Source organism: Granulicella pectinivorans, assembly GCF_900114625.1.
GTDB classification, from domain to species: Bacteria; Acidobacteriota; Terriglobia; order Terriglobales; family Acidobacteriaceae; genus Edaphobacter; species Edaphobacter pectinivorans.
Genome location: NZ_FOZL01000002.1, coordinates 222330 through 244995, shown reverse-complemented (window position 1 = coordinate 244995; position 22666 = coordinate 222330). Strand labels below are relative to the sequence as shown.

Genomic DNA, 22666 nt, shown 5'->3' with positions numbered 1-22666 from the left:
GCTTGGCTTCCGTGACCCGAGATCGTGGTTCGAAAGACTGGGCGACAGGAAAAAGTCTCCGGGGTTATGACACGTTTCACTTTCTTGCTCTATTATTCTTCCCAGTTCGCGCAACGGCTAAAGTCAGTTTTGTCGTCCAGGCTTTGTACGAGACGACCTGCCCAGTGGACTATCCGGCCCTTCTCCTTTCTCTGCTGTTGCCTGCAAACCTCCCTCACGCGGATGCGGCAGTTTTTTACGCTTTGCGCTGAGTCCATCTACGCAGCCAACGAGAACGAGAAAGAGAAACAGTCCTATGGCATTTCCCACCTCAGTCAACAACCAGATTACCGACGCTGTTACGCAGGCTGGCGTTAAGGTCATTGGCGATGCTCCAGCGCTGGCTCTGGCTTTTTTTTACCAGGCGACGGCGCAGGCCATGGCTAACGCGGCCCACAACGCGACGTCGGCGCAGCAAAATGCGCAGATCCTGGCGCAGGCGGTGACCGCTGCCTGTGTCGCCTCTCTCAACGCTCCTTCCGTGGTGGAGAAGCCTGCTTCTTAGTCATCTTCCACGCATTCCTGCGCAGGAGCTTCCATGCCAAGCAAACGAACTGCCGATTCCGCCTCTGGGGAAGATGGTGCGCCCGGTGCAGCAGTACCGGATGTTGCCAGCCAGAATGTTCCGAACGATTCGGTCTTGACTGCTTCCCCCGGACCGTCTCAGCCGGACGCGTCCAACGACGCGGTCAGCAACGCGCACCGGCTTGCCCAACAAGCGGTCATCGATTCCCAGTCAAGCGAAGGCCTCGCATAACCGCAGCAGACAGAACGATCGGAGAGAAGATGGCATTTCCCACCGCAGTCAACAGTCAGATCACCGACTCCGTTACCCAGTCCGGCGTTAAAGTTGTTGGCGACTCGCCCGCCGTCGCTCTGGCCAACCTCTACCAGGCGACAGCTCAGGCGCTGGCAAATGCCGCACAGAATGCCACGATGACACAGCAGCAGTTGAACACCGTGGCCCAGGCGGCTAACGTGCAGGGGATAGCGACTCTTTACTCGCTGGACACTGCCACCACAGGAGTCGCCACCAAGAAAGTTCTGGGCAGCTAACCGCAGGCACTGCAACCGAAAGGATAAGGAGTTCCATGGCATTCCCTACTGCAGTTAACGATCAGATTACCGACTCCATCACCCAGTCCGGCGTTGAAACGCTGGCGTCCGCGCCCGCGATGGCCCTGGCCGCTCTTTATCAGGCCACGGCCCAGGCGCTTGCCAATGCAGCGCACAATGCTACGACCGCTCAGCAGCAGAACAATATCACGGCACAGGCTGCCACGGTGATGGGCGTCGCCACGCTGTACTCCGTCGACACAGCCAGCACGGGGAGCTCGACGTCCGACATCCTCAACGCAGGCACGAAAGGACTTTAAATGGATTCTCAGACTCCTCCCGAGCCGGTCGTCGATCAGGGAGTTGCGGAGGCACAGGCCGTTCCGGACTTCAGCGCCTTGTATGCCCTGGCAGGGCAGAAAGCGATCCAGGCGGCGGCCTTGCAGTCGCTCGCGAATGCTCTCTCTCTTACTCTTCACAATGCTGTCGCGGAGCAACAACATGGCCAGATGCTTCGCATGGCTTTTACTTCGGCCGCAGCCAGAGCCATTCTCGATGGCAAGCGTACCGAAGCGGAAGAGTTGCTCCATCTTGCGAAATCGTCCCTTGTCTCTCCAGACCTGTCCGACATTATGAACCAGATCAAGACGTATCTCGACACGATCGCTCAGCAGATGGCGCCTGCCAACGCCTGACGTAGTACACGCGTATCCCAAGTCTCATTTCGAGGTTTGGGATACGTGTGTGCGATTAGTCGAGGAGTGAGTCGATGAAGGATTCGGAGTCGAAGGGGATGAGGTCTTCGATCTTTTCGCCGGTGCCGGCGTAGACGACGGGAAGTTTGAGTTCGGTGGCGATGGCGAGGACGATGCCGCCCTTGGCTGTGCCGTCGAGCTTGGTGAGGACGATGCCGGTGACGTGGGCTGCTTCGGTGAAGAGGCGGGCCTGGGTGAGGCCGTTCTGGCCGGTGGTGGCGTCCATGACGAGGAGCGTCTGGTGAGGCGCGCCGGGGACCAGCTTTTCGGCGGTGCGGCGCATCTTGTCGAGTTCCTTCATGAGGTCGGTCTTGGTGTGGAGGCGACCTGCTGTGTCCACGATGAGGACCTGGGATCCGCGGGCCTTGGCCGCGGCGCAGGCATCGTAGAGCGCGGCGGAGGGATCGCCGCCCTGGCGGGTCTTGATGAGGGGGACGCCGGAGCGGGTGGCCCAGACTTCGAGCTGCTCGATGGCTGCGGCGCGGAAGGTGTCGGCGGCGCAGAGCAGGACGCTGCGGCCCTGGCTGGTGAGGAGTTGTGCGAGTTTGCCGGTGGTGGTCGTTTTGCCGGTGCCGTTGACGCCGACCATCATGATGACTTCGGGTGGGCTGGCGGGATGACGGACAGGGACGGCGACGCGGTCGAGGACGGCCTTGAGCTCGGCGCGGAGGAGCGTCTTGAGCTCGGCACCGGACTCGATGCCCTGGCGCATGGCGCGTTGACGGAGGGTTTCGAGGATTTCGGCAGTGGTGGTGGTGCCGATGTCGGTGGTGAGCAGGACGGCCTCGAGGTCTTCGAGGGAGCTCTCGTCGACGGCGCGGGTGAGCGCGAGGACGGCTCCCATGCGGTCGTTGAGCGTGGTGCGGGTGCGGGCGACCGCGGAGCGCATGCGGTCGAGGAAGCCGCGCTTTTCGGGGGCTGTCTCCTCTGGTTCGGGCTCGGGTACAGATTCGCCGGAGTGGAAGAGGGAGGTGGGGGTCTTATCGCGTTTGCCGAAGAGGTTGAAGGCCATGCTGACTTTAGTTTAGCGGAGTTGGAGGCGGGAGGTTCAGGATGACGGTGAGCGAGGTGCGCGCTGGCGACTGCGGCGGCGTTGGCCCCTCTTGAGGAGTGTCTCCGGACAAGCTATCGTCCGAACCGCGATTGGGCGGATGGCGAGCTGAAGCAGAGGAATGTGGGTGAGGAGCAGCGTGCGAGCGTACAGGCTTTTCTCGCTTCTATCTTTGGTACGAACCGCGATGCCTGGGACGCTCGTATCCTGACGGAGCAGAGGGTGCAGACGTCGACGCAGCAGTACCGCGTGGCCGATCTTGCACCACTCCGTATCGAATCCAATTGTGCCGATTGTGCGGACTGCTCCGCCGCTTTGTTTTTGAATCCAGATACTGTCGCTAGTCGGCGAACGGCAGAAAGATGGAAAAGACGGTTCCGTGGCGGGTGGGTGACTGGCTTGTTTGGATGCTGAGGGCGGCGTGGTGCTTATCCAAAACACCCTTACTGACCCATAGACCGAGGCCGGTGCCGCGTGGGGCTTTGGTGGAGTGGAAGGGCTCGAAGAGGCGCGACTGCGTGAGTGCGTCCATGCCCGTTCCGTTGTCGGCGACGATGAGACGAATGCCTGCTGTTCCGGTGCTCGGGGAGACGGTGTCGCGGATGCGGACCTCGATGCGTGGAGACGGTGATGCAGCAAGGGCGTCGAAGGCGTTGCTGACCAGATTCGCGATGACCTGATGCATGTCGGCGCGGTAGCAGAGCAGCGTGCGTTTCTGACGGTCGCTTACGTTGACTGCGATCCTGCACTGTTCGAGGCGCACGCGGAAGAGCTCAAGAACCGATTCGACGAGTTCCCCGAGGCGCGTTGGTACGGGGCTCTCGGATTGACGATGGAAGCGCAGGGTCTGGCGGATGGTGTGGGAGACGCGGGCCAGTTCGTCGAGGGTCTGGGCGAGGTAGACATCTTTGAGTGGCTCGGTGGGGGCGGAACCGGCGAGGTGCAGCAGGTTCGTCATGGACTGAAGCGGATTATTAATCTCGTGGGCGACGGCCGAGGCGAGGCGTCCGACGACAGCGAGCTTTTCGACTGTGCGCATGGTCTCGGCGGCGCGGGCGTTAGCTTCAATGGTCCGGCGGAGCTCGAGCAAGGCCATGACCTGGCGGGCGAGGGACTCCAGTGCCTTGAGCTGGGCGTCCGTGAGGGTGCGGGGTTGGGTGTCGATGACGCAGACCGTGCCAAGGATGTGGCCGCCGGGCGCGATGATGGGGGCTCCGGCGTAGAAGCGGATGTTGGGGTCGCCGAGGACGAGGGGATTGTTCGCGAAACGCGGATCGAGACGGGCGTCTTCCACGATGAGGGGTTGCGCGGTGGGAATAGTGCAGGCGCAGAAGCTCTGATTGCGCGGTGTCTCGCTGACGCCGAGTCCAAGCTTTGATTTGAACCACTGACGGTCGCTGGCGACGAGCGAGACGAGAGAGATCGGTGTGCCGCAGATGAACGAGGCAAGTGCGGTGATGTCGTCGTAACCCTGCTCGGGGAGGGAATCCAGGATAGAGTACGCGTCGAGTGCGGCGAGGCGAGTCTCTTCGGAGAGGGGTGGGGTGGCGCCTCCTTTTTTTGTTTGATAGACGACAGACATCGTCTATCAGTTTCTCACGCGTATGGGCAAGAAAAGGAGCGGGTTACGAGAGTTATCCATGCCAGGAAACCGAAGGTGGGCAGGGAATCGCTTCTTTTTCCGTCTACTCTTCGCGTCCCGGACGGCTCATCAGGTCGTTCATGGCCTCGCGTGGCGGCTTTTCCTCGTAGAGGATCGCGTACATCTGCTCGGTGATGGGCATCTCTACGCCGTAGCGCTTGGCCAGGCCGAGCGCGGCGGTGGTGGAGCGGACGCCTTCCGCGACCTGACCGTTGAGGCCGACCATGATGCTGGTGAGCGAACGGCCCTGGCCGAGCTCGATGCCGACCGTGCGGTTGCGTGAGCGGGAGCCGGTGCAGGTGAGTACGAGATCGCCGATGCCGGAGAGTCCGGCGAGGGTCTGGCGGCGGCCTCCGCAGGCGACCGCGAGGCGCGTGATCTCCGCGATGCCGCGCGTGATGAGGGCGGCGGCGGAGTTGTTGCCGAGGTGCAGACCATGCACAACTCCGGCGGCGAGGGCGATGACGTTCTTCAGAGCGCCGCCGAGTTCGACGCCGGTGACGTCGTCGTTGGTGTAGATGCGGAGCGAGGGCGAGGTGAAATCGCGCTGGAGGCTCTGCGCGAGCGAGCTTTCGGTGGTGGCGATGACCACGGCCGAGGGCGCGCCCTGGGCAACTTCGTGCGCAAACGACGGGCCGGAGAGGGCGGCGAAGGGGTTCTTGACGATGGAGCCCACGACCTGCGACATGCGCAGGAAGGAGTTGTCTTCGATGCCCTTGCTGGCGCTCATGATGACCTGGTTGCGGGTCAGGATGGGCGCGATGTGGGTGATGGTCTCGCGGAGGTGCTGCGAGGGGGTGACGCAGAGGATGATGTCGGCCTCGAAGATGGCGGCGGGGAGGTCGTTGGTGACCTTGACGTCCGCTGGGAGGGTGAAGCCGGGCAGGTAGGGGAGGTTTTCCCCGGTGTCGGTGAGGTACTCGGCGAGCTTCTGCGAGTGGGCCCAGAGGCAGAGGTCGTGGCCTCCGCGGCGGGCGAGTGAGATGGCGAGGGCTGTGCCGTAAGCTCCGGCACCGAGAATGGCAATACGGCTCATGCGGGCGCCTTCCCTGGATCGTTGTTTTCGTTCGTCTTCTTGGAACCGAAACGGCTTTCTGTGCCGGCAAGGAGACGAGCGATGTTGGCGTGGTGTTTCACGATGACAAGAAGTGGAATAAAGATAAAGCCAAAAAGGACGATGCGCGACATATTGTGCGCGAAGTGGAGCATGAGAAGCGGAATTGCCGCGGCCGCGACGATGGAAGCGAGCGAGACGATGCGGGTAAGTCGTACGACGGCGAGGAAGATGACGAGGATGCAGAGCGCCGTCATGGGGCTGAGGGCGAGGAAGACGCCGAGGGCGCTTGCGACTCCCTTGCCTCCGCGAAAGCCGAGCCAGATAGGGAAGATGTGGCCAAGGATGGCGGCAACCGCAGCCATGGTGGCGAGATCCCAGTTGCCTGGGGCGATGTGTTGGGCGATCTTGACGGCCACGTAGGCCTTGCCGAGGTCGAGGAGAAGGGTGGCGATGCCGAGTCCCTTGGCACCGGAGCGGGCCACGTTGGTGGCACCGATGTTGCCGCTGCCTGTGGTGCGGATGTCTTCCTTGCGGAAGATGCGCACCAGAAGATACCCAAAGGGGATAGACCCGAGAAGGTAAGCGATCGAAATGGAGATGAGCCAGGGGTTCATGCGCTGCCCTGAGTGTACCAAGGAGGCAGGTTCAAAACTATGCGATATGGCACAGCGCTTTGTCCGGTGTTAGATGAGCGTTTGCCGGATCATCTCCAGCGCGTGCTGGCTGGCCCAGAGACGGATGCGGTCGCGGTCTCCGGCGATCTGGATCTCCTTGACCTGCGTCCCGGTGGGAGTGGCGACGGCGATGTAGATGAGACCAATGGGTTTGTCGGCGTCGAGACCGGTGCCTCCGCTGGGTCCTGCGAGCCCTGTGATGCCGACACCGAAGCTGGTGGAGGTGCGCTGGCGGATACCTTCGGCGAGAGCTCGGGCGACTTCGGCGCTGATGGAGCCGTGGGTTGCGAAGAGCTCGGGGGGCACGCCGCAGAAGGCGGTCTTCATGGCCTGGTTGTAGACGACCACACCCCCCGCGAAGGTGAGGGACGAGTTGGGGATTCCGGTGAGTCGCTCGGCGAGGAGGCCTCCGGTGCAGCTTTCGGCGGTGGAGAGCGTGAGTTGGCGCATGCCGAGGTGGAGGAGGACGATCTCCTCCAGGGATTCGCCGCCGGAGGAGAAGATGGCGTCGCCCATCTCCTGCTCGACGAGGGCGCTGAGTTCTTCGACGCGGGCCTGGGCCTCGGCGAGGGTGTCCTTGGCGCAGAGGAAGTGGAGCTGGATTTCAGCGTGACCGGCGAGGATGGTGGTCTCGACGTCGGTGAACTGCTTGTAGATGGGGGCGGTGCGGGCGTCGACCTGCGACTCCGGAATGAGGCCCATGCGGAGGGTGCGCTTGGCCAGGAAGCGCGGTGGGAGGTTGGGGGCGAGGATGGGGAGGACGACATCCTTGAACATGCCCTTGAGTTCGCGCGGCGGGCCGGGGAGGAGGATGACGATCTTGCGGACGCCGTTGCCGTCTTGATTGGGAACCACGGTGTCGATGTATTGTCCGGGGGCGCTGCCGTTGGCGTTGGCGAGGATGGTAGCGCCGTCGATGACGTCGGTCTGCTTGAGGTTGTTCTCGGGCATGGCCATGCGGCGGGCGGCGAAGCGCTTGGCGAGGTCGGTGAGGAGGGTGGGGTCGCGGTGGAGCTCGCGCCCGAGAGCGGTGGCGGCGGCCTCGCGGGTGAGGTCGTCCTCGGTGGGGCCGAGGCCTCCGGAGAAGAGGACGATGTCGGCGCGGGAGAGCGCGATGCGGGCGGCTCCGGTGAGGTGCTCGAGGGAGTCTCCGACGATGGTTTTGAAGGCGACGGTGACGCCGAGGTCGTTGAGCTGCTCGGTGAGGTAGAGGGAGTTGGTGTCCTGCCGGTAGGGCGTGAGCATCTCGGAGCCGGCGGCGATGATTTCAGCGATCATGGTTTGTTTGCTCTCGGTATGGTTGGATGCAGACGCGGCGGTTTAGAGGTTTATTGTATTTCGGGATGAGGGAGTCGCTAGAGATTTGGAAACCAGAATCTCAGAGCCTCCTCATTGATCCCATCCGAGCCTCTCCACCAAAGCACGGGATAGTTCCAGTCGTTCTTTTTGTCCGGCTGCTTGCGCTCCGCGCTTTTGGGGTAGGTGGAGAAGAAATTCGGTAATCCCATTGGCACCAGCACCCCAGACAACCCCAGAATGTCAATCACAGTGCGGCGTTCCGACTGATTTGAGGCGAAGATGCCTTTGATCGCTTTCTCAAGATCGTTGGGGCGGCCATGTGGACTGAGCGTAGAAACCCTATCAAGGAGTTGCCTCAAATGCGAACGATCTTCTTGGGTCGCTTCTGGAACTTGTAGGGATGAAAACCATTCAAGGTCCAGCCCCGCATAGAGCGGCTGAGTGTGGCGCACGCCACCCCACTTCAAACGTTCGAAGTTCAAGATGTTGATATCGGTTTGGCGGGATTCCAGATAGTCTCCGCAGATGGCACAATCGATCCTGCCTCGAGCTTGAGTGTACGGATGAGGCTCCAAACGGAGAATCGCGCTGTAGCTTCCCAGTGCAGAGCGCAGATCCATGCGACGGCTCGAAAGGCTGGATAGAAATGCATTTGCGACGGCGTCAGGGTGGATGCGCTCTCGCATCGCAAGTGCTCGAGAGACAGATTGGTGATGGGTACTATCAAGCGGTTCGAACATGACACCCGCCAGCTTCGCATATTCAAGTTCCGAAGGAACGATCTCCCCTTTGATCCATCCCTGCGGAGACCAGTACTTACGGAACAGACTCTTCACGGCGACGGAATCAATCGGATTGGGCTGGCTGAAATTCACGCTCTTAGACTACGGTAGCCAACCTCGTGTCAAGGCGTTAAAGTGTCTGCCTATGCGTAGAGTTTTTTTCCTTGTCCTCTTCCTTTCGGCGAATCTGGTGCTGCATGCCCAGGACTATCCGCTCACGCTTTCTTCCATGCCACTCCACGATCCATTCATCCTCGCGGATGGTGCTTCGAAGACGTACTTCCTCTATACCTCGAACGTCCCATCGCTTACGGGAGAGAAGCGGCGGGGCACGATGGCGTATACGAGCAAGGACCTCAAGCACTGGAGCAAACCGTCTGTTGTCTTCACGCCTCCGGAGGAGTTCTGGGCGCACGATGGGGCGTGGGCGCCTGAGGTGCATGCTTATCACGGCCACTTTTACCTCTTCACCACGCTGCACAACACGACCAGGACGATTCCGCAACCGTCGCCGCTGGGGCACGCGACGTATGTGCGCGGCACGCTGATCGCGAGGGCGGATCGGCCCGGCGGACCCTTCATTCCGCTGAAGCAGGACGGGCCGGTTCCGCCGGCGGACTTCATGACGTTGGACGGGACACTGTATGTCGACCGGGCTGATCAGCCGTGGATGGTGTACGCGCATGAGTGGCTGCAGAAGATCGACGGTACTATCGAGGCGGTGCCGTTGCAGGCGGATCTGAGCGAGGCATCCGGGCCGCCCATCCATCTGTTCAAGGGCTCGGATGCTCCGTGGGTGAATGCGGAGGTCATTCCCAGTACGCGGGGTTCCATCTATGTGACGGATGGGCCGGAACTCTTTCGTACCAAGGACGGTCATCTGCTCATGCTGTGGTCGAGCTATGAGCATGCGCATGGGGCGACGGATGCCGGGAGCAGCTATGTGCAGACCATCGCGCGGTCACGCTCCGGCGAGATTCAGGGGCCTTGGGAGCAGCTTGCGCCGCTGGTCCATGAAGACAGTGGGCATGGGATGCTCTTTCACAGCTTCGATGGGCGGTTGATGCTTGTGCTGCATCGTCCGTTCAAGAACGCTCGGGGGAAGATCTATGAGATGCGGGATGCTGGGGACCATCTTGAGATTGTGCGGGAACGGATTGATTTGGATGAGGACGGGAGATAGAGCAGCACTGCCGGTACATTCAAAGCCATTCTTCCGCAATGGAGTGTTTGCGGAAACAGCCGGACCGAATTTGCCGAGAACGGGACTTTCGGGGAAATCTCACCAGAGATTGAGGTTTTTCAGCTCAGATCGAGGAATCAGCGTGACAGCCTGCGCGATCAAGAAGCACTCGCACCCGTATGAAGGATTGATTTCGAGTGCCACCCGATTCTCTGTTCTTAGCCGCTCAAGCTTATCAACTGCCAGCTTCTCTCCGTCGGGACTTGCAGCGAATCCATAGACGTCCACGTCGCTTCTGGTCAGGTCCTCTCCTTGACGCATAACAATGTCGAAGATGACGTTGCCCTGAAGAAGGCTGTCCACCCGCATCCTTGTCACATCGTTCGCGACCAACGCGAATGACTCGTTGCTTGCGGTCCTGATGAAGATGATCACCTGCGGTTCACGGATCAGGAGGCCATCTACGAACCCATCATGGAACTTGCTGTCGTAAGCGTTCATTCTCTAAATCGTCGCATAGAGCTTCACAGGTGAATGAATGGCATTCCTCGAAAACTGTGTTTGCGGCAACTTCAATCGCCAACTCCTGCGAAAATGAGTGGAATGCGTAAATCGCTTTTAGCTCTCGCTGTCGCGGCATTCGGGATTGGGACGTCGGAGTTCGTCATCATGGGCCTTCTGCCGGATCTGGCGAAGAGCTTTTCGGTGAGCATCCCCAAGGCCGGTGTGCTGGTCTCCGCGTACGCGCTCAGCGTGACGTTTGGGTCGCCGCTCATCGCCCTGCTGCTGGCGCGCACGGAGCGGAAGCGTGCCTTGCTGATCCTGATGGGGATCTTTGTGGCGGGCAACCTGCTCTGCGCCCTGGCCCCCACCTATGAACTGCTGCTCGGTGCGCGTGTGCTGACGGCGTTGTGTCATGGCGCATTCTTCGGGATCGGCAGTGTCGTCGCGACGAATATTGTGCCCTACAACCAGCGCACCCAGGCGGTGACGTTGATGTTCAGCGGCCTGACGATCGCCAATGTGCTGGGGGTGCCGGCCGGCACTGCGCTGGGGCAGGCGTTCGGATGGCGCGCGGCGTTTCTGGCGCTGATCCCGGTGGGTTTGATCGCGCTGGCTGCACTCTACCGTATGGTACCGGAGCAGCCCGCGGAGGCGATTGCGCTGAAGCATGAGTTTCGTGCGGTGGTGCGTCCTCAGGTGCAACTGGTGCTGAGCCTCAGCACGATCTCATCGGTCGCGCTGTTCTGCGTGTTTACGTATATCGCTCCGATGCTTGAAGTGGTGACGCATCTTTCGCCGCACGCCGTGACGTGGGTGCTGGTGCTGTTTGGCGTCAGCATTACGGTGGGGAATCTTGTCGGGGGGAGGCTTGGGGACTGGAGGCCGATGCCCCTGGTGCTGAGTGGTCTGGTGCTGTTGATCGCTCTCTTCCTGGCGATGCCCCTGGCGATGCCACATGTGGTGCCTGCGGTGGTGCTGGTGTTTGTGTGGGGGCTGATCCACTTTGGTGCGATCGCTCCGTTGCAGTCGCGAATCGTGGAGCAGGCCAAGGGTGCGCCGAACCTTGCTTCGACGCTCAATCAGGGGGCGTTCAATCTGGGGAATGCGCTTGGGGCGAGTCTTGGGGGGCTGGTGCTGACGGCTGGATACGGGTATCTGAAGCTTCCGTTCGCGAGTGCAGCGGTGGCGACGGTGTGTCTGGTGGTGGCTGTGGTGACGGTCTGGGTGGAGAAGAGGGACCAGGGGCAGTTGCTCACAGCCCCGGCTACGGACCCTCGCTGAATCATCCGGAGCACGATCCGCTCTTTCCCGCCAAACACCTGCTTCCATAACGTGGTGGTCCGCGCGGCGGGGTTGGTGCGAGCGAGATTACGTTGGTGTTGGCTGCGCGGCATCAAAACCCGCGTGGGTTTATGCAGTGTTCGCCGTTGCGGATGGCCGTAACAGGTATCATCGCCTTACCTGTGTCCTCCCCCATGGACTACCACACGCTGTTTGTCACGAGTCTGGTCTCACGCATCCTTGCGGTGATCGTTTTGTCCGGACTGGCGTTTGCCAACCGCACATTGCTTGGTCTGCGCTGGTTCTCACTCGCCCTTCTCCTGTGGGTGGTGCGTACTGCGATCGAGATGCTTCGCGGGCAGGCGCCGCTGGCCGTGACAATACCGCTTTGCACCTATGGCGCGAACGCGATCGCCTCATTTGTCTACCTGGCCATGTTCCTGGGCTTCCGCTGGTTCCTTCTTCGGACTGGGCCTCGCGGCAGGCTGGTTCCTGCGCTGGTGCTGGTGAGCATGACGCTGTATCCATCGGAGATCTTCTTCGGGCTATGGACCAGGTATCCCGTTGGGACGCTGCCTGCGCTGATCGCCGGTTTTGCTTCCGTGCATCTGCTGCTCACACGTGCGCGCCAGCCGTTCGTCGTTGTGGCTCGGGTGACGGCGTTTTTCTTTGCGCTCTTTCTTGTCTTTACCGGCTACCGGACGGTCGTGCTGACCCACAATATCGCAGCCCGCGGGCTTAGGGTTGGGGCATGGCCGGATCCACAGATCCTGGTCACCATGCTCGTATTGATGATCCTCGACTTCTGCTTCGTCGCGTCGTTTATCTGGTTTTACGTGGTGGAGACACAGTTCGCGCTGCGACAGCAGACTCGTACGGACGGCCTTACGGGCGCGTTGAACGGACGCGCGCTGGAGGTCGAAGCGGAGCGGGAGATGGCACGCTGCCGCCGCAACGGCGGTGCGCTCTCGTTGATCGTGCTGGATATCGACTATTTCAAGCAGTTGAATGACGCCCGGGGTCACGATGCCGGTGACGTCGCGTTGCGTTCTCTGGTCTGCCTGCTCCATGAAGAGCTGCGGCTGCATGATCTCGTCGCCCGGACGGGAGGCGAGGAGTTCCTGATCCTCCTGCCGGAGACCTCGTTGGCGGCGGCGCGTGTGCTGGCCGCGAGAATCCGTCTGCGGATCGAACAAAGCAGCTTCGGCTACGACGATGGTCTGCCGATCTGCATCACCGCCAGTCTGGGGCTCGCGGAACTGGCTGCGGGGGGGAACGACACGTGGCTTGCGCTGCGGCGTCGCGGTGACGCAGCGATGTATGCCGCCAAGCGTCTTGGCCGGAACCGCGTGGTGGAGCAGACCGAGGCGTCGCCTGTCCTGCTGTTTGATCCGGGCGAACGGTAGCCTAGATCAGCGGGCGTCCGTGGATGCCGATATCGAGGTGGTAGATGGCGTCTCGGGTGGCGAGGGCGCAGGCTCCGTGCTGGAGGAAGCACAGGCCGACGAGGTTGTTGCCCGAGACCGCGAGGGAGGCTTTGCCCTCGGGCGTGATCTGCACGATGCCACGCTGTCCGTGGAGGGATGCGGCGACGTAGAGGTTGTCTTCGATGTCGAAGGCCATGCCCTGTGCGCGGCCCAGGCCGCTGTAGAAGATCGATGCGTTGCCGTCGCGGTCGATGGCATGGATCGACTGGCTGGAGTTGGTGGTGGGGCCGGTGACGAAGAGGGTGCCGGCATCGTTGAAGGCAAGGTGATAGGCGGCGATCGATGGTTCGAGTGTGGCGAAGACGAAGATCTCGCGGGCTTCGCGCGTGTAGGCGGGCGAGATTTTGAAGATGGTCCCGGACCGGTCCCCGACGAAGAGGTTTCCCTCGGGGTCGAAGGCGATGCCGGTGGCGATGCCCATACCTTCGGCGTAGACGCTGAGGTCGCCGGAAGGCGTGATGCGGTAGATGGTGCCATCGGCACGGGAGCTGGCATAGAGATTGCCCTGCGGATCGAAGGCGAGGCCGGTGGGGTTGAGCAGGTTACGCGTGAAGGGGCGCATGACGAACTCGCCCTCGGGCGTGTGGGGCTCGATGCGGTAGATGGATACGGGGACCTGCTGGCCGCGGGATCCGGAGAGTGTGGCGAAGATGGCTCCGTCGGGCGCTACGGCTGGGTTGGCGACGGGGTGCAGGTCTTCGGCGATGAGGGTCGCAACGCTGAGAGGCAGGGCGTTCGAGGATGCGTGCGTGCGGTGCACGATGAGGTCGCCCTCGGGCGATTCCGGCACGCGGATGGTGAGGCGTGTGGGGCGCGAGAGAAGGATCGGGGCGGTGATGTCGTTCAGGGTAACGTGCGGCTGCTCGGCGGGATCGCCGTAGGGGCCGAGGTTCGTGCCGTGCACCTCGACCTCGCCGCCGGGCATGGCCGCGGGCGGAGAGAGGTGCGTGAGGTGCGGAGTCGCCGTTTCGTTTGCCGGTTTGCCGAAGGTGAAGAGTGGGGCCATGAAGTCTCAGAGTATGGTCAGCGGGTTGAGGATGCAAATGGCTAGTGGGTGAAGTGAGCGATCGCTTGCGCACAGACCAGCGCAAGGACACCTGCGGCTACGTCGTCGAGCATGATGCCGGTTCCGGTAGGGAGGCGTTCGAGCTGCCGGACGGGCGGCGGCTTGAGGATGTCGAAGAGGCGAAAAAGCAGAAGCGAGAGGATGGCGTGGGGCCAGTCGGGGGTGACGGCGATGAGCGCGATGAGCTGTCCGGCGACCTCGTCGATGACGACGTGCCCGGGATCTTCGCGACCGGACTCACGGGCGACGATGGTGGCGGCCGGTATGCCGATGAGCGTCGCGACCAGAGCTGCAATGGCGGTCCACAGGGCGAGGTGTGCCGGCTGGAAGAGATGCGCGGCGAGGAACCAGAGGACAAGTGCGGCGACGGAGCCGTACGTGCCGGGGCCGGGCTTCATCAAACCTGCGCCGAAGAAGGTGCCGACAGCCCACGCCCAGTGCGTGCGCTGCTTTGGAAAGGACGTCATGGGGACTTGCTTTTGGTGTCCCATTTAGTCTTCTTCGTCGCGTCGACGGTGGGGCATGCCCTGATCGAGGCCTTCCAGTACCTCGGGGTCTAGGATCGGCGAACTGATCTTGTAGTCGCCGGAGGCCCACTTGCCCAGGTCGAGGATGCGGCAGCGGTCGGAGCAGAATGGGAAGTCTTCGCATTCGGCGAGGACGACCTTGCGGCAGGTGGGGCAGAAGAGCGCTTTGGGTGCGGTAGCCATGCTTTTCTATTCTAAAACGTCGTGCTGCCGGACGAGTCCGTGCAGGGGCTGTTAACGCTTTGCCTCGGTGTGCGTTGTATCGGGTAGACAGCACAACCGAGGGGGAACGATGAGGAAGATTTTGTTGGGAACAGTTCTGGCGCTGGGGTTAGGGGTGGGGGTGGCACAGCCGAAGGCGGCTCCAGTGCCTGTGGCGGTGATTTCGCAGGACCAGATGGCGGATACACAATCGGCTTTGATCAAGCTGTTGCGGATGAGTCCCATGTTGACGGAGGTGGTAGAGCGCGACCCCTCTCTTTTGGCCGATCAGGCCTACGTCAGCCGCACGAATCCGCAGCTGGCGGACTTTCTTACGCAGCATCCGGAGGTGGCACGGAACCCGGAGTTTTATCTCTTCAATGGCATTGAAGGGCGAGCAGGGCATCGGCATGAGGTGCTCGATCGCAAGATCTGGCCGGAGCTTGACAGTCGTCCGGAGAGCCCTATGGCGCTCATGGTTTCGCAGTCGCTGGTTCCGTTCATGGTCTTCCTTTGTATCCTCGCCGCTCTGATCTGGCTGCTGCGGGTCTTTATGGAGAATCGGCGCTGGAATCGTGCCATCAAGCTCCAGGTGGATGCGCACGGCAAGCTGATCGAGCGGTTCTCGTCGAACCAGGAGCTGCTGGTCTACATGGAGACGGATGCAGGCAAGAAGTTTCTGGAAGCGGGCCCGGTGCCGGTGGACTTTGGACAGACGCAGAGGATTCCGAGTGCCGTGGGTCGTGTGCTGACTCCGCTGCAGATTGGCGTGGTGATGACGCTGCTTGGGGCGGGCTTCCTGATGCTGCGCAACAGCGTGCGTAACGGGCATCCAGTGTTTCTGGTGGCTGGAATCGTGGTGCTGATGCCTGGACTGGGATTTATCATCTCGGCTGGGTTGACATGGCTTCTGGCGGGGCGGCTGGGGATGATTCCCAGCGCCTCCAACACGCAGGACCGGATGTGAGGCGGGTACGCGATGACGTGGCAGGAGGCAATCCCCAAAATCCGGCAGGGCGCGCAGACGCCGGCGGCGTGTGAGGCCAGCATGGATCATGACGCGTTCGCCCTGTTCTACGAGCGGTCGTCGCGGCCTCTGTGGGCCTATCTGGCCCGGGTCTCCGGCGATCGCAGCCTGGCCGACGACCTCATGCAGGAGAGCTACGTGAGGTTTCTCGGCGCAAAGATTCCCGACGGCGACGTCGCGGCGCGGAAGTATCTTTTCCGCATCGCGTCGAACTTGCTGAAGGATTACTGGCGCAGGCCACGTGCGAGTTCGCTCGACGATATGGCCGAGGAGTTCTTCGCGGCGGCGGATGTTTCCTGCCAGAGCGACAGCGCCGCGCTGTTGGGGCCGTCGCTGAATCGGATGTCTCCACGGGAGCGGCAGTTGCTGTGGCTGGCGCATGCCGAGGAGTACACGCACAAAGAGATTGCCGAGGTGATGGGTCTGGCTTCGGCGAGTGTACGGATTATGCTGTTCCGCGCGCGGCACAAGATTGCGAAGGCGCTGCGGGAGAGGGGGATCGATGCGGTGTGAACGCGAGCATGAAGTCAAGGATCTGCTGGGGCGCGGGCATTGGCCGCAGGCCTCGGGTGAGGAACTGCGGGTGCACGTCGCGGGATGCGGGAAGTGCGGCGATCTGGTGATGGTGTCGCAGGCCTTTCGTGGAGCCCGCGCAACGGCGATGCAGTCTGCACCGGCAATGGCTCCGGGGTTGATCTGGTGGAGGGCACAGGTGCGGCGCAGGCAGTCCGCGTTGGAGCAGATTGCGCGTCCGGTGTGGGGTGCGCAGATCTTTGCCCTGGCGGTGACCGTGCTGTTGGGTGTGGGGCTTGTGGTGGTCGAGACCAGGCGCGGATTCGATTGGCAGAAGGGTGCGCAGGCGTTGCATCTGGAAGCCCTGCTGCCTATGGGCGGCGACGGCCTGGAGATGGTTCTGCTGGCGGCTTGCGTCGGCTTGGTCGCGGTGCTTGGAGGCGTGGTGGTCTATCTGGGGATGGAGCGGCGCTAGGTTCCCTCGTCTAGGCGAGAGCGGGCTTCGTGAGGGAAGGGGGCGTGATCGTGTAGAGAACAGCGTCGCTGCGTTTTCCGTCTGTCTGTTGGTTGGGTGGCGTGCCGATTCCCTCGACGATGCCGTCCCAGCGGAGAATCTCGCCGTTGGGGGAGAAGTGCAGGGGGAGTGTTGTTGGCGGTTGCTCGAAGGGCGTTTTGTATTCCATGACATCCACCACGGCGACAGAGATGCCGATGACCTCGCCGGCTTCGTCCCGTACGGGTTGACAGGATAGAAGGAGGTATTTTTCGGTCTCACTGGGGCCGGTGGCGGGTTGGATGATGGCGATCCTGGCGACGGCTTCACCCTTGAGGGAGCGGAGCAGAGATGGCTCGACGAACTCGAAGAGTTGCGGCACGACTTCCTGCATGGTGCGCCCGAGATGGGCGGCGACGCTGATGTTGTGGATGGCGGCGAGACGATGGTTAAGATTCACGTAGCGGAGGTTGCGATCGAGGAAGCACAGACCGACAGGCGCGCCCTCGTAGATAGCCTGGAGTTGCGCGAGGTGCTCGTTCGGCAGGGCCTCGAGGCTGGAGACCGACAATCCATCGCCGCACGGTGTGGGAGCCGCGGCGGTAGGGCGCGGTGGAGCGGCGAGGGCGCTCGAGAGGTCGAGGGCCTGGACCGGCTTTCCGTAGAGCCAGCCCTGCCCGACCTCGCAGCCAAGGCAGAGAAGCATGGCGGCCTGCTCCTCGGTCTCGATTCCTTCCGCGATGGTCTTTAGCCCGAGCGAGTGGCCGAGACCGATGACAGCGGCGACGATCTTACGGCTCTCCCGCCGGCTCGCCATGGAAGCGACGAAGCTGCGGTCGATCTTGAGCTCATCGAAGGGCAGAGCCTGAAGGTGGCTCAGGCTGGAGTAGCCGGTTCCGAAGTCGTCGAGTGCGAGACGGCAACCGAGGCTCTTGAGGTCGAGGGCGATCTCCCTGGCACAGCCGAGATCGTCCAGCAGTGCGCTTTCGGTGATCTCGACGACGAGATGGTGCAGCGAGTATCCCGTTTGCTCGGCCATGCGAAAGATATGGTCGGGCAGGGAACGGTTCTGAAACTGGATGGGAGAGAGGTTGACCGAGAGCGTGTGCGGCGTCTCGATGCTCTTGGCTGCCTGAAATGCCGCGAGAAAGATCTGATCCATGACCTCGTCGATGAGGTCATGCTCCTCGGCAAGCGAGATGAAGTTCGACGGCAGAATGAGACCGTGAACGGGGTGATTCCAGCGGGCGAGCATCTCAAATCCGGTGAGAAGTCCGGAACGAATTTCGACCAAAGGTTGGAAGCAGGGAACAAGCTGCCTCTTCTCGATCGCTTCTACGACATCCTGCAGCTTAGCGATCATGGTGAAGACTCTACACGTCGTCCATGCGGCGCTGTGTCGGGTGGAATACAAAGGGGGAAATTTAACGATATTTCTTCGCGAGGGGTGGGAAAATCGTGCATTCCCTGGCCAATCAGGTGTTGCATCCAGCTGCGTTCGAAATATTCATTCCGGATGTACTCCCGCCGTGCGGGTTCGCGTCTATCTCGATGTTCAGGGGCCCTCCAGAAGTTCTTCCATCACAATGAGATAGGAGTTACGCGCCATGACTGTGTTCTCCAGGCGTCTGCTCGCGGCTGTGTCCGCGATCGCGATCCTTCCTGCGCTCTGTTCGCTCTCCGGATGCGGCAGCGCGTCAGCGACGACCACCACAAGCACCACCACCGGCAACAATACGTCCACCGGCTATGACGCTGTTTACAAGGCGACGAACTGGGGATCGAATGTGACGGCGACGTTCCCCACTACCTGCACCATGACGCTGAAGACGACCGGTGTTCCGGCTTATCATGCGGCGTACTATCTGGCTCCGGTGACGGGGACCGGGACCGTGGTGGCGACGACGCCGAGCGGGCTGAAGCTTGGCGTGATTGCATACACTTCGATCGCGAACGCGCTCGGCGGCTCGTCGACGACGTACAACATCTGTCCGTCGAAGGCTGCGACGACCACCGCGACGAACATGGGCTCGATCGGGATGATGATCTCGGGCGTGGCCATGTTCAATGCGTACGAGGCGACGGGGACGGTGGCGGTCTCGGACAACGTTTCCTATACGTTCACCGATACGTCCGGGAACTCGCAGACGGCTTCGTTCCTCGACGATTGCAGCGGGCACTCGAATGGCGGAGCCTCGGCATCGGCGACCTGGCATTACCATGCGGTGCCCACGTGCGTCACCTCGCTGGTGGATACGGCGACGGGTCCTTCGCACCTGATCGGGATTGCGATGGATGGGTTCCCCATCTATGGAGGCCGCGACATCAACGGCGCTGTGATTGATGTGTCGAAGCTCGATGCATGCAATGGGATTACAAGCGCTACGCCGGAGTTTCCGGATGGCAAGTATCACTATGTGCTGCCCATTGGCGTAACGACGAAGCAGTCTTCGCTGGGTTGCTACGCGGGCTCCGTGACGGTGACGCAGGTGGCGATCGCCGAGCGGGCGAAGTGCGATATGAAGAACATGAAGGCGACGAAGGGCATGTAGAAGAATCCCGCTCCGGCGGCACGGCGGACCTGCTAAGCTGCCGGAATGCGCCCCTCTCCTTCGCTTGCCGCCCTTGTGTTTGTCGCCGGTCTATCGTTTCATTCAGCGTTTGCCCAGACAGTGGCCGACCGCATCGCCGCGCAGAACGCCCTCTTTGAGGAGCAGTACGAGACTGGGCTGAAGAACAGTCCGCAGAGGGCTACGGCGTTTGGAGACTATCGCTACAACGATCAGCTTGCCGATGAGTCGCTGGCCGCGATCGCGCGCAACGAGGCCACGAACGAGGGCTTCCTGAAGCGGCTGGCGGAGATTTCGACCGATGGCTTTCCAGAGCAGGACCGGCTCTCGCACGACCTGATGCTGCGTTCGCTTGACCAGCGCAAGGCGGACTACGGCTTCAAGGAGTATGAGATGCCGGTGTCGCAGATGGATGGGCCGCATACCGGTCTTGCGGATCTTCCGCTGGCTGTGCCGCTCGATTCCGTGAAGCATTACGAGGACTACATTGCACGTCTGCACCAGATTCCACGGGTGTTTCTGCAGACCGAAGAGGTGATGAAGGCGGGCATGAAGGATGGCCTGATGCCGGTGAAATTTCTACTGGAGAAGGTGCCGGCGCAGTGCGAGGGCGTGATCGCCGCCGACCCGTTTCTGATTCCGACGAAGAAGTTTCCGGCAAGCATCCCGGCTGCCGATCAGGCCCGGCTGACGAAGCAGATCACCGACACGGTGAACGCCGAGGTCTTGCCCGCGTATCAGCAGTTTGAGACGTTCGTTGCGAAGGAGTACGCGCCACACGGGCGCACGACACTTGCCGCGAGTTCGCTGCCCGATGGCGACCGTCGCTACCGCAACAACATCAGGAGCCGTACGTCAGTGAGCAACATGACGCCCGACCAGATTCATCAGCTTGGTCTGAGCGAGATCAAGCGCATCGAGGCGGAGATGCTGGCAATCGCGAAGAAGGAGGGTTTTGCCGATCTGGCGAGCTTTCGCGCTTCGCTGAAGACGAACCCGAAGTACAAGCCGACGTCGTCCGAACAGATCCTCGACGACTACCGCAAGTACATTGCGCAGATGCAGCCGAAGTTGCCTGAGCTGTTCACGAACATTCCCGGTTCGCCGGTGACCGTCGAAGCCATCCCCGCATTCCAGGCGGCTATGGCAACGCACTACCAGACGGGAACGCCGGATGGCAAGAGGCCGGGACGCGTGAGCGTGGCCACCTCCAACTTTGCGGAACGAACGCTGATCGACGATGAGGCGACGGCGTATCACGAGGGTATCCCTGGGCACCATATGCAGCTCTCCGTGGCGCAGCAACTCAAGGGATTGCCGAAGTTCCGGCTGCATGCGGCGAACTCGGGCTATATCGAGGGATGGGCGTTGTATGCGGAGCAGCTTGGCAAGGAGGTCGGTTTCTATAACGATCCGGTGAGCGATTATGGACGGCTTTCCAGCGAGCTGTTTCGCGCGGTGCGGCTTGTCGTCGATACAGGGATCCACTCGAAGGGATGGACGCGGGATCAGGTGGTCGCGTTCTTCCGTGAGTCGCAGGCGGTGGATGAGCCGACGATCCAGTCGGAGACGGATCGCTACATCGCATGGCCGGGGCAGGCGCTCTCGTACAAGCTGGGGCAGTTGAAGTTTCGCGAGCTGCGCGAGAGAGCGAAGAAGGAGCTCGGCCCGAAGTTCGACATACGCACGTTCCACGACGAGATGCTGAACGGCGGCGTGCTTCCGCTAGATATGCTCGATGCGCGGACGAATGCATGGATTGCTGCGCAGAAGGAGCGAGGCTACCGATGAGCGGCTATGCCGCTGCCGATCGACAACTCCGCCTCGTTCTGGGTTGCCTGTTCGCGGATGTCGATGTCTTCGACGGTGCCGTACCAGCGAACGATCGCGCCATCCTTGTCGAGGCTCGGTGAGCCTTTCGCGCGCATCCAGCGCCATCCCCCGCTGGCCTGCTTGACGCGATAGCGGATATCGATGGGAACGCCGCTGACAAGGGCGGTACGCAGCACGCGGAGTGCGGGGCCGATGTCTTCGGCGTGGACGTCTTCGAGCCAGGCAAGGTAGGTCGTGGGCTCTTTGTGCGTGGGGTTGGCGCGGACCCAGCGGGTGCTGACCTGAAGGCTGTCGCCGGCGGCGTCCATGGTCCAGGAGATCTGGTTGTTGAGCGCTTCAAGGTGCTTGTCGTGATCGTCGCGTTCCACGAGCGCCTCTTCGGACCGCTTGTGCTCGGTGACGTCGACGACGGCGACCGAGGCGCCAATGACCTCACCGCCTTCATCCCATGCGGGCTGGAAAGAGCAGAGAAGCATGCTGTCGAGCTGGTCCGGACCGCTTGAAGGCAGCGCGATCTCCACGCCGGAGAGGGCCTCTCCATCGAGAGCGCGCCGGAGGTATGGTTCGAAGCTCCCGAAGCGCTCGGGGTTGGATTGCTGGATCGTCTTGCCAAGATAGGTCGTCACGCCCTGTCCGCTGAAGGCCGCAAGACGTGCGTTGACGCTGACGAAGCGCATGTTGCAGTCGAGGAAGCAGAGGCCGACGGGCGCTCCATCGTAGATGGCTTCGAGCTGCGCGAGGCGCTGCGTGGGAAGGGCTTCGAGGCTTGAAATATTCCACGACTTGACGGTTGCATCGACGGAGCTGGAGATATGCGAGGTGCTCATCATGGTGGGAATCTGGGCGGCGGGTGCCGGTTTGCCGTAGAGGTATCCCTGACCGAGCTCGCAGCCTAGCGAAAGCAGCATGTCGGCCTGCTCCTCGGTTTCGATGCCTTCTCCGACTGTGATGAGTCCGAGCGAGTGACCGAGACCGACGATGGCAGCGACGATCTTGCGGCTCTCCCTCGTGGTCGTCATCTTCGAGACGAAGCTGCGATCGATCTTGAGCTCATCGAACGGAAGTGCCTGGAGGTGAGCGAGCGAGGAGTAGCCGGTGCCGAAGTCGTCGAGGGCGAGGCGGCAGCCGAGATCTTTCAGCCTGCGCGCCATGGCTTTGGCGCTGTCGAGGTCATCGAGGAGAGCACTCTCGGTGATCTCAATGTAGACGCGGTCCATCGGGAAGCTGGCGGAGGTGGCGAGGTTGGCGATGTGGCTGGGTACGTTGGGATCTTGTAACTGCGCCGGTGACAAATTGACGGCGAGGAAGAGCGGCGCGGGAAGATCGGGGGCGCAGTGGAAGGCTTTGCTGGAGACCTGATCGGTCAGATCTCCGATCAGGCCGTAGGCCTCGGCAATGGCGATGAAGTTCTCTGGGAGTACGGCACCGATCTCAGGATGCTGCCAGCGGGCAAGAACCTCAAAGCCGACCAGAGCGCCCGTATGCAGCGAGACAATTGGCTGGAAGTTGGGAACGATCTGGTTGTTTTGCAGCGCTGTGCGAACATCGCTCACTTGGACAGACATGCACAGACTGTATGCCACGTGGGATGTCGTGTCTACGACATTAGTGACAGCGAGCTATACA

Annotated in this window: 24 protein-coding genes; 12 read left to right on the top strand and 12 right to left on the bottom strand. The window is 61.7% G+C overall.

Annotated elements, in window-relative coordinates:
* Positions 1-295 precede the first annotated feature (295 nt).
* The 4 genes from BM400_RS18845 to BM400_RS18830 all read left to right on the top strand — a co-directional run bounded on the left by BM400_RS18845 (position 296) and on the right by BM400_RS18830 (position 1790).
* Positions 296-544 (top strand): RebB family R body protein, encoded by a 249-nt coding sequence (locus BM400_RS18845; RefSeq protein WP_089842650.1) that lies wholly within the window; start codon positions 296-298, stop codon positions 542-544.
* Positions 545-825: 281 nt separating this feature from the next.
* On the top strand, positions 826-1095 hold the full coding sequence (locus BM400_RS18840) for a RebB family R body protein (protein WP_089842647.1): 270 nt from the start codon (positions 826-828) through the stop codon (positions 1093-1095).
* Between the two features lie 35 nt (positions 1096-1130).
* Positions 1131-1415 (top strand): RebB family R body protein, encoded by a 285-nt coding sequence (locus BM400_RS18835; RefSeq protein ID WP_089842644.1) that lies wholly within the window; start codon positions 1131-1133, stop codon positions 1413-1415.
* Positions 1416-1790, top strand: coding sequence for a RebB family R body protein (locus BM400_RS18830; RefSeq protein ID WP_089842641.1), 375 nt, complete (start codon positions 1416-1418; stop codon positions 1788-1790). It begins immediately after the preceding gene.
* A 55-nt stretch (positions 1791-1845) separates the two neighbouring features.
* Here the strand turns inward: BM400_RS18830 and ftsY are convergent, their stop codons facing one another.
* The 6 genes from ftsY to BM400_RS18800 all read right to left on the bottom strand — a co-directional run bounded on the left by ftsY (position 1846) and on the right by BM400_RS18800 (position 8448).
* Positions 1846-2862 carry a signal recognition particle-docking protein FtsY gene (gene ftsY, locus BM400_RS18825; protein ID WP_089842639.1) on the bottom strand — a complete coding sequence of 339 codons (1017 nt, stop codon included), beginning with the start codon at positions 2860-2862 and terminating at the stop codon, positions 1846-1848.
* Positions 2863-3241: 379 nt separating this feature from the next.
* The gene (locus tag BM400_RS18820; RefSeq protein WP_089842636.1) at positions 3242-4483 is read right to left on the bottom strand and encodes a GAF domain-containing sensor histidine kinase; all 1242 of its coding nucleotides are present in this window, start codon (positions 4481-4483) and stop codon (positions 3242-3244) included.
* A gap of 103 nt (positions 4484-4586) precedes the next feature.
* Positions 4587-5579 carry an NAD(P)H-dependent glycerol-3-phosphate dehydrogenase gene (locus BM400_RS18815; RefSeq protein ID WP_089842633.1) on the bottom strand — a complete coding sequence of 331 codons (993 nt, stop codon included), beginning with the start codon at positions 5577-5579 and terminating at the stop codon, positions 4587-4589.
* Positions 5576-6214, bottom strand: coding sequence for a glycerol-3-phosphate 1-O-acyltransferase PlsY (gene plsY / locus BM400_RS18810; protein WP_089842631.1), 639 nt, complete (start codon positions 6212-6214; stop codon positions 5576-5578). Before plsY ends, BM400_RS18815 begins: the two co-directional genes overlap by 4 nt.
* 69 nt (positions 6215-6283) lie before the next feature.
* Positions 6284-7552: a competence/damage-inducible protein A gene (locus tag BM400_RS18805; protein ID WP_089842628.1), complete on the bottom strand. Its 1269-nt coding sequence runs from the start codon at positions 7550-7552 to the stop codon at positions 6284-6286.
* A gap of 77 nt (positions 7553-7629) precedes the next feature.
* On the bottom strand, positions 7630-8448 hold the full coding sequence (locus BM400_RS18800) for a hypothetical protein (protein ID WP_089842625.1): 819 nt from the start codon (positions 8446-8448) through the stop codon (positions 7630-7632).
* A gap of 52 nt (positions 8449-8500) precedes the next feature.
* Here BM400_RS18800 and BM400_RS18795 point away from each other — a divergent pair, with 52 nt between their 5' ends.
* Positions 8501-9538: a glycoside hydrolase family 43 protein gene (locus BM400_RS18795; protein ID WP_089842622.1), complete on the top strand. Its 1038-nt coding sequence runs from the start codon at positions 8501-8503 to the stop codon at positions 9536-9538.
* Between the two features lie 99 nt (positions 9539-9637).
* Here the strand turns inward: BM400_RS18795 and BM400_RS18790 are convergent, their stop codons facing one another.
* Entirely contained in the window at positions 9638-10039 is a 402-nt protein-coding gene (locus BM400_RS18790; protein ID WP_089842619.1) for a hypothetical protein, read from the bottom strand.
* 102 nt (positions 10040-10141) lie between these two features.
* Between BM400_RS18790 and BM400_RS18785 the strand changes: the two genes are divergently transcribed.
* Together BM400_RS18785 and BM400_RS18780 are read left to right on the top strand one after the other, a co-directional pair.
* Complete coding sequence (locus BM400_RS18785) at positions 10142-11323, top strand: MFS transporter (protein ID WP_089842617.1); 1182 nt, start codon at positions 10142-10144, stop codon at positions 11321-11323.
* Between the two features lie 182 nt (positions 11324-11505).
* Positions 11506-12729, top strand: coding sequence for a GGDEF domain-containing protein (locus tag BM400_RS18780; RefSeq protein WP_175529144.1), 1224 nt, complete (start codon positions 11506-11508; stop codon positions 12727-12729).
* A 1-nt stretch (position 12730) separates the two neighbouring features.
* On the opposite strand, the gene BM400_RS18775 is transcribed toward BM400_RS18780, so the two are convergent.
* From BM400_RS18775 to BM400_RS18765, 3 genes are read right to left on the bottom strand one after another with little or no spacing between them, the layout of a single operon-like run.
* Complete coding sequence (locus BM400_RS18775) at positions 12731-13816, bottom strand: Vgb family protein (protein WP_089842610.1); 1086 nt, start codon at positions 13814-13816, stop codon at positions 12731-12733.
* 41 nt (positions 13817-13857) lie between these two features.
* Complete coding sequence (locus BM400_RS18770) at positions 13858-14343, bottom strand: phosphatidylglycerophosphatase A family protein (protein WP_089843908.1); 486 nt, start codon at positions 14341-14343, stop codon at positions 13858-13860.
* Positions 14344-14367: 24 nt separating this feature from the next.
* Positions 14368-14586, bottom strand: coding sequence for a DNA gyrase inhibitor YacG (locus BM400_RS18765; protein WP_089842607.1), 219 nt, complete (start codon positions 14584-14586; stop codon positions 14368-14370).
* 124 nt (positions 14587-14710) lie between these two features.
* Here BM400_RS18765 and BM400_RS18760 point away from each other — a divergent pair, with 124 nt between their 5' ends.
* The 3 genes from BM400_RS18760 to BM400_RS18750 are packed head-to-tail and all read left to right on the top strand — an operon-like array spanning position 14711 to position 16619.
* Positions 14711-15571, top strand: a complete 861-nt coding sequence (locus BM400_RS18760) for a hypothetical protein (protein ID WP_141224013.1) — start codon at positions 14711-14713, stop codon at positions 15569-15571.
* Positions 15572-15583: 12 nt separating this feature from the next.
* Positions 15584-16144 (top strand): RNA polymerase sigma factor, encoded by a 561-nt coding sequence (locus BM400_RS18755; RefSeq protein WP_089842603.1) that lies wholly within the window; start codon positions 15584-15586, stop codon positions 16142-16144.
* Entirely contained in the window at positions 16134-16619 is a 486-nt protein-coding gene (locus BM400_RS18750) for a hypothetical protein (protein ID WP_089842600.1), read from the top strand. Before BM400_RS18755 ends, BM400_RS18750 begins: the two co-directional genes overlap by 11 nt.
* A 10-nt stretch (positions 16620-16629) precedes the next feature.
* On the opposite strand, the gene BM400_RS18745 is transcribed toward BM400_RS18750, so the two are convergent.
* Positions 16630-18000, bottom strand: coding sequence for an EAL domain-containing protein (locus BM400_RS18745; protein WP_089842599.1), 1371 nt, complete (start codon positions 17998-18000; stop codon positions 16630-16632).
* Positions 18001-18244: 244 nt separating this feature from the next.
* Here BM400_RS18745 and BM400_RS18740 point away from each other — a divergent pair, with 244 nt between their 5' ends.
* Positions 18245-19189 carry a YHYH protein gene (locus tag BM400_RS18740; protein ID WP_089842596.1) on the top strand — a complete coding sequence of 315 codons (945 nt, stop codon included), beginning with the start codon at positions 18245-18247 and terminating at the stop codon, positions 19187-19189.
* A 45-nt stretch (positions 19190-19234) separates the two neighbouring features.
* Entirely contained in the window at positions 19235-20998 is a 1764-nt protein-coding gene (locus tag BM400_RS18735; protein ID WP_089842593.1) for a DUF885 domain-containing protein, read from the top strand.
* Here BM400_RS18735 and BM400_RS18730 read toward each other — a convergent pair.
* Positions 20989-22605 (bottom strand): sensor domain-containing phosphodiesterase, encoded by a 1617-nt coding sequence (locus tag BM400_RS18730; RefSeq protein ID WP_089842591.1) that lies wholly within the window; start codon positions 22603-22605, stop codon positions 20989-20991. The two genes, BM400_RS18735 and BM400_RS18730, sit on opposite strands and share 10 nt — an antisense overlap.
* Positions 22606-22666 lie beyond the last annotated feature (61 nt).